The organism is Aestuariivirga sp., from assembly GCF_046093005.1.
GTDB lineage: Bacteria > Pseudomonadota > Alphaproteobacteria > Rhizobiales > Aestuariivirgaceae > Aestuariivirga.
Map to the genome: position 1 here is coordinate 1 of NZ_JBJTER010000017.1, position 5,844 is coordinate 5,844.

A 5,844-nucleotide genomic window follows, 5' to 3' on the forward strand; every position below is an offset into this window, starting at 1 on the left:
ATCATCTCCATGCCGCCGGGGATGATGCCGGCGGAGATGATGTCGGCCACGCATTTGCCGGCATCCTCGCTCGTGGGGAAGCCCACCAGCACGGCGCGCGCCGTCTCGGGCTTCTGCAGGATGCGCACGGTGACCTCGGTCACGACGCCAAGCAGGCCTTCCGAACCTGTCATGAGCCCGAGGAGATCGTAGCCCTCGCTGTCGAGATGCTTGCCGCCCAGCCGGATCACCTCGCCCGTGACCAGCACCATCTCGATGCCCAGCACGTTGTTGGCGGTGAGACCGTATTTGAGGCAGTGCACGCCACCCGAATTCTCCGCCACATTGCCGCCGATGGTGCAGGCGATCTGCGAGGAAGGGTCCGGCGCGTAATAGAAGCCCTTGTGCTCCACGGCCCTGGTGATGGCCAGGTTGGTGACGCCCGGCTGCACCACGGCGCAGCGGTTGTCATAATCGATGTCCAGCACGCGGTTGAATTTGGCCATGCCGAGCAGAATGCCGTCAGCCAGCGGCAGAGCGCCGCCCGACAGCGAGGTGCCGGCCCCGCGCGGCACCACCTTGACGGCGTTGTCATGGGCATATCTGAGAATTGCGGCCACCTGAGCCGTGGTCTCCGGCAACGCCACAACGAGCGGCATCTGGCGGTAGGCGGTGAGGCCGTCGGTTTCATAGGCCCGCATCTCGGCCGGCGCCGCGATCACCCCTTCGCCCGGAATGATGGCGCGGAGGGCCGCCACGATCGCATCGCGGCGGCGGATCGTTTCCGCATCGGGGACCGGCATGGTGAGCATGGGCGGTTATGTCCTGTTGTCGTAACGGGCCCAGGCATTAAGCCAGCATTCAGCCGGATTGCAACGCCGTTGCTGCCCCTTGCCGCCAGCGGCCGGGGCTGGCAAAAGCCTGTTCCGCCATCGCCTTGAGGTTCCATGCCGCCCGCCCAGCCCAGAGTCGGACTTTTTGTCACCTGTCTTGTCGACATGTTCCGGCCCTCGGTGGGCTTCGCGGCGGTGAAGCTGCTGGAAGATGCCGGCTGCCGGGTGGAGGTGCCGGAGGCCCAGACCTGCTGCGGCCAGCCCGCCTATAATTCCGGCGACAAGGCCGATGCCCAGGCGCTGGCCCGCCAGGTGATCGCGGCGTTCAGGGGCTATGATTATGTGGTGGCGCCGTCCGGCTCCTGCGGCGGCATGATCGTCAAGCATTATCCGGAGCTGTTCGCGGCCGGCTCGGCGGACCACGCGGCGGCGCTGGACCTGGCAAGGCGGACGCATGAGCTGGTGTCCTTTCTCACCCGGGTGATGAAGGTTGCGAAGGTCACGGCCGCGTTTCCCGCCCGCGCCACCTATCATGATTCCTGCTCCGGCCTTCGCGAGCTCGGCATCCGCAACGAGCCGCGCCAGTTGCTGGCCAGCGTCGCGGGCGTGTCGCTGCGCGAGATGACGGACGCCGAGGTGTGCTGTGGTTTTGGCGGCACCTTCTGCGTCAAATATCCCGGCATCTCCGACAAGATGCTGGAGAAGAAGCTGAAGCATATCCACGCCACCGGCGCCGATACGCTGATCGCCGGCGACCTCGGCTGCCTGATGAACATGGCGGGCAAGCTGAAGCGTGAGGGCTCAAACGTCAAAGCGCGGCATGTGGCGGAAGTGCTGGCCGGCGATTATCTGACGCCGCCCATTGCGGAGGCCGAATGATGGACATGTCCAGCGCCGCGTTCCCCGGCAACGTCGCCAAGGCTCTGGCCGACGGCAAGCTGCAGTATGCGATGACGGAAACCGGCCCTCGCTTCATCCAGAAGCGCTCGAAAGCGCGCGAGGCGCTGCCGGAATTCGACCAGCTGCGCGACCAGGCGCGCGACATCAAGGACCATGTGCTCGCCCATCTCGACCTCTATCTCGAGCGCTATGAGGCCCGGGTGAAGGCGAGCGGCGGCGAAGTGCACTGGGCGGAAACACCCGACGACGCGCGCGCCGCCATTCTGGGAATCTGCCGCAAGGTGAACGCCAGGCTGGTCACCAAAGGCAAGTCGATGATCTCGGAAGAGATCGACCTCAACCAGCATCTCGCCGGGAATGGAATCACCCCGGTTGAAACCGACCTCGGCGAATACATCATCCAGCTGCGCAACGAACGGCCCTCGCACATCATCGCACCCGCCGTTCACCTGACGCGCGACCAGGTCGAGGCCGATTTCCGCAAGGCCCATACCCATCTCGACCCCGGGCGTGACCTCACCGAAATCCCCTCGCTCGTCGAAGAGGCGCGCGCCGTGCTGCGCCAGAAATATCTGGCGGCGGATGTGGGCGTCACCGGCGCCAATTTCCTGATCGCCGAGACCGGAACCTCGATCATCGTCACCAATGAAGGCAACGGCGATCTCACCCAGAACCTGCCGCGCGTGCACATCGTGCTCGCTTCGATCGAGAAGATCGTGCCGACGCTCGAGGACGCCTCCACCATCCTGCGGGTTCTGGCGCGCTCGGCCACCGGACAGGATTTTTCCAACTACACCACGCTGTCCACGGGCCCGCGCCGGGCGGGCGACCTCGACGGGCCTGATGAATATCACGTGGTCATTCTTCTCGACAATGGCCGTTCAGGCGTGCTGGGCACCGAGTTCCAGGACATGCTGCGCTGCATCCGCTGCGGCGCCTGCCTCAACCATTGCCCGGTCTATAACGCGGTTGGCGGCCATGCCTATGGCTGGGTCTATCCCGGCCCGATCGGCGCCGTCGTCACCCCGGCGCTGACCGGCATCGAAAACGCCAGGCATCTGCCCAACGCCTCGACCTTCTGCGGGCGCTGCGAGGAAGTCTGCCCGATGCGGATTCCCATTCCCAGCATGCTGCGGCACTGGCGCGAGAAGGAGTTCGAGCGCCATCTGCAGCCAAAGGCCGTTCGCTGGGGCCTCGGGCTATGGGCCTTCGTGGCGCAGCGGCCGAAGCTCTATCGCATGGCCATCGCGCTGGCCGCGCGGGTGCTCTCCAACCAGGCGCATGGCAAGGGCCGGCTCTCGAAGCTGCCGCTGGCGGGCGGCTGGACGCAAAACCGCGATTTTCCGGCGCCGCAGGGCAAAACCTTTCACCAGCTGTGGAAGGAGCGCCGCCGGTGAGCGCCCGCCAGGCGATGCTGGATCGCATCCGCGCCAAGCTTCCCAAGGCGCCGGAGGCGGAGCGCCGCGCCGCGGTTGATGAGCGGCTGGCCCGCCACCCCCGCAACCTCATTCCGGCGCGCGGCCAGGGCGATGAGGCCCATCGCATCCGGCTGTTCACCGAGATGATGGTCGCGGTGGGCGGCACGGTTGAGGTCTTGGACGACATCAACGATGTGCCGCAGGCGGTGGCGGAATATCTGCGCAACGGCAATCTTCCGGCGCATGTGCGGCGCGGCGCGGATCCGGTGCTTGCCAGGCTGCCCTGGCACCGCGGCGGCACCATCGAGGTGGTGGAAGGCCGCGCCCATGAATCTGACCGCGCCGCGATGACCCGCGCCTTCGCGGGCGTGGCCGAGTCCGGCACCATCATCCAGATTTCCGGGCCTGAGAACCCGACCACGCTGAACTTCCTGCCCGAGGCGCATATCGTGATGCTGGAGGCCTCGCAGCTGTTCGGCAGCTATGAAGAGGTGTGGACCAAGCTGCGCGGCATCATGGGCGAGAGCAGCATGCCGCGCACCGTCAACATGATTTCCGGCCCATCGCGCACCGCCGACATCGAACAGACCATCGTGCGCCCCGCGCATGGGCCCAAGAACATGCATGTCATCATCGTCACCGGGTGCTGACGGGCTTTTTGATCCTTCAACTCCAGCCAGGGAGAAACTTTCATGAAACTTTTGCGTTACGGGCCGAAGGGCAAGGAGAAGCCGGGCGTTCTCGACAAGGAGGGACGCATCCGCGATCTTTCCGCCGTGGTTCCGGACATCACCGGCGCGGCGATCTCGCCCGCCGGCCTCGCCCGGCTGCGCAAGATCAAGCCGGAATCATTGCCGCTGGTGCGCGGCAAGCCGCGGATCGGCGCCTGCATCGCCAATCCGCAGAAATTCATCGCCATCGGCCTCAATTATTCGGACCACGCCGCCGAATCTGGCCTTCAGGTTCCGAAGGAGCCCGTGGTGTTCACCAAGCAGGTGAGCTGCCTTTCGGGGCCCAATGACGACGTGACCATTCCGCCAAAGTCCAAGAAATCGGACTGGGAGGTGGAGCTGGGCGTGATCATCGGCACCAGGGCCAAGAACATCAGGAAGGCCGACGCGCTGAAGCATGTGGCCGGCTATTGCACGATCAACGATCTCTCCGAGCGCGAGTTCCAGGCGGAGCGCTCCGGCCAGTGGACCAAGGGCAAATCCTACGACACGTTCGGCCCGGTGGGCCCGTGGCTGGTCACGGCGGATGAGGTGAAGGACCCGCAGAAGCTGCACATGTGGCTCGAACTCAATGGCAAGCGGGTGCAGGACGGCTCGACCTCCACCATGGTGTTCGGCGTCGCCCATATCGTGGCCTATCTCTCGGAGTTCTTCACGCTGATGCCGGGTGACATCATCACCACCGGCACGCCGCCGGGCGTGGGCATGGGCATGAAGCCGCAGCGCTTCCTGAAGCCCGGCGACACCATGCGGCTCGGCATCGAAGGGCTGGGCGAGCAGTCGCAGAAGGTGGTCCGGGACAAGTGACGGCCGTCCGCGGTTGCCCCGCCCGGCCCTTTCCTCTAGATAGCCCGCGAATTGAGCGAGCTGCCGTCACATGAGCAAAGAGCAACGCCCAAAGGCGCGGGCCGCCAAGGGCTTCCGCGATACCGGACCCGATGAGATCCGCGGGGTCCGCAGCATGCTGGCGACGATCCAGCGTGTTTACGAATCCTATGGCTTCGAGCCGGTGGAGCAGCCCTTCGTCGAATACACCGATGCGCTGGGCAAGTTCCTGCCGGATCAGGACCGGCCCAACGCCGGCGTGTTCTCGTTCCAGGACGATGACGGGCAATGGCTGTCGCTGCGCTATGACCTGACCGCGCCGCTCGCCCGCTACGTGGCCGAAAACCAGCAGAAACTGCCCACGCCCTATCGCAGCTACCGCCAGGGCTGGGTGTTCAGGAACGAGAAGCCGGGGCCGGGGCGCTTCCGCCAGTTCATGCAGTTCGACGCCGATACGGTGGGCTCCGCCTCGCCGGTGGCGGACGCCGAAGTCTGCATGATGGCGGCGGATACGATGGAAGCGCTGGGGATTCCGCGCGGGCAATATGTGATGAAAGTCAACAGCCGCAAGATGCTGGATGGCTTCACGGAGACGTTCGGTATTGGCGAGGATGTAAAGCTCACCTGGCTGCGCGCGCTCGACAAGCTGGACCGTCTCGGCAAGGAAGGCGTGGCGCTGCTGCTTGGCGCTGGCCGCAAGGATGAATCCGGTGATTTCACCAGGGGCGCGGGTCTTTCCGATAAGCAGATTGAAGCAAGTCTTTCCTTTGCCACGGCGGCTTCCCTCGATGCGCGTTTCGTGAGCGGCAGCAGGAATGGCGAGGAAGGCCTGCGTGACCTCGAAGCGATGCAGGCGCTGTTTCAGGCGGCTGGCTATGGCCCTGATCGGATTCGCTATGATTCCTCCGTCGTCCGCGGCCTCGAATATTACACCGGCCCCGTGTTCGAATGCGAATTGCTGATGGACACCAAGGACGAGGATGGCAACACCGTGCGTTTTGGCTCGGTGGGCGGCGGCGGGCGCTATGACGATCTCGTGGCGCGCTTCACCGGCCAGCAGGTTCCGGCCACCGGCTTCTCGATCGGCGTATCGCGGCTCTATGCGGCGCTGAAGCTGGTGGGCAAGGCGGAAGAATCATCGACGCTTGCGCCGGTCGT

The 5,844-nt window shown here is 65.2% G+C and carries 6 protein-coding genes; 5 read left to right on the top strand and 1 reads right to left on the bottom strand.

The window, feature by feature from the left end; genetic code table 11:
- Window positions 1-791, bottom strand: a 791-nt coding sequence (locus tag ACKOED_RS00745) for an FAD-binding protein (RefSeq protein ID WP_408914661.1), incomplete at its 3' end; no start/stop codon positions are given.
- A 135-nt stretch (window positions 792-926) separates the two neighbouring features.
- Here ACKOED_RS00745 and ACKOED_RS00750 point away from each other — a divergent pair.
- The 5 genes from ACKOED_RS00750 to hisS form a co-directional block, all read left to right on the top strand.
- The gene (locus ACKOED_RS00750; protein ID WP_408914662.1) at window positions 927-1,691 is read left to right on the top strand and encodes a (Fe-S)-binding protein; all 765 of its coding nucleotides are present in this window, start codon (window positions 927-929) and stop codon (window positions 1,689-1,691) included.
- On the top strand, window positions 1,691-3,109 hold the full coding sequence (locus tag ACKOED_RS00755; protein ID WP_408914666.1) for a LutB/LldF family L-lactate oxidation iron-sulfur protein: 1,419 nt from the start codon (window positions 1,691-1,693) through the stop codon (window positions 3,107-3,109). The genes ACKOED_RS00750 and ACKOED_RS00755 overlap by 1 nt, the downstream gene beginning before the upstream one ends.
- Window positions 3,106-3,780 carry a lactate utilization protein C gene (locus ACKOED_RS00760; protein WP_408914663.1) on the top strand — a complete coding sequence of 225 codons (675 nt, stop codon included), beginning with the start codon at window positions 3,106-3,108 and terminating at the stop codon, window positions 3,778-3,780. The genes ACKOED_RS00755 and ACKOED_RS00760 overlap by 4 nt, the downstream gene beginning before the upstream one ends.
- Window positions 3,781-3,822: 42 nt before the next feature.
- Entirely contained in the window at window positions 3,823-4,668 is an 846-nt protein-coding gene (locus ACKOED_RS00765) for a fumarylacetoacetate hydrolase family protein (RefSeq protein WP_408914664.1), read from the top strand.
- Between the two features lie 70 nt (window positions 4,669-4,738).
- A partial coding sequence (hisS, locus tag ACKOED_RS00770; RefSeq protein ID WP_408914665.1) for a histidine--tRNA ligase occupies window positions 4,739-5,844 on the top strand: 1,106 nt, incomplete at its 3' end.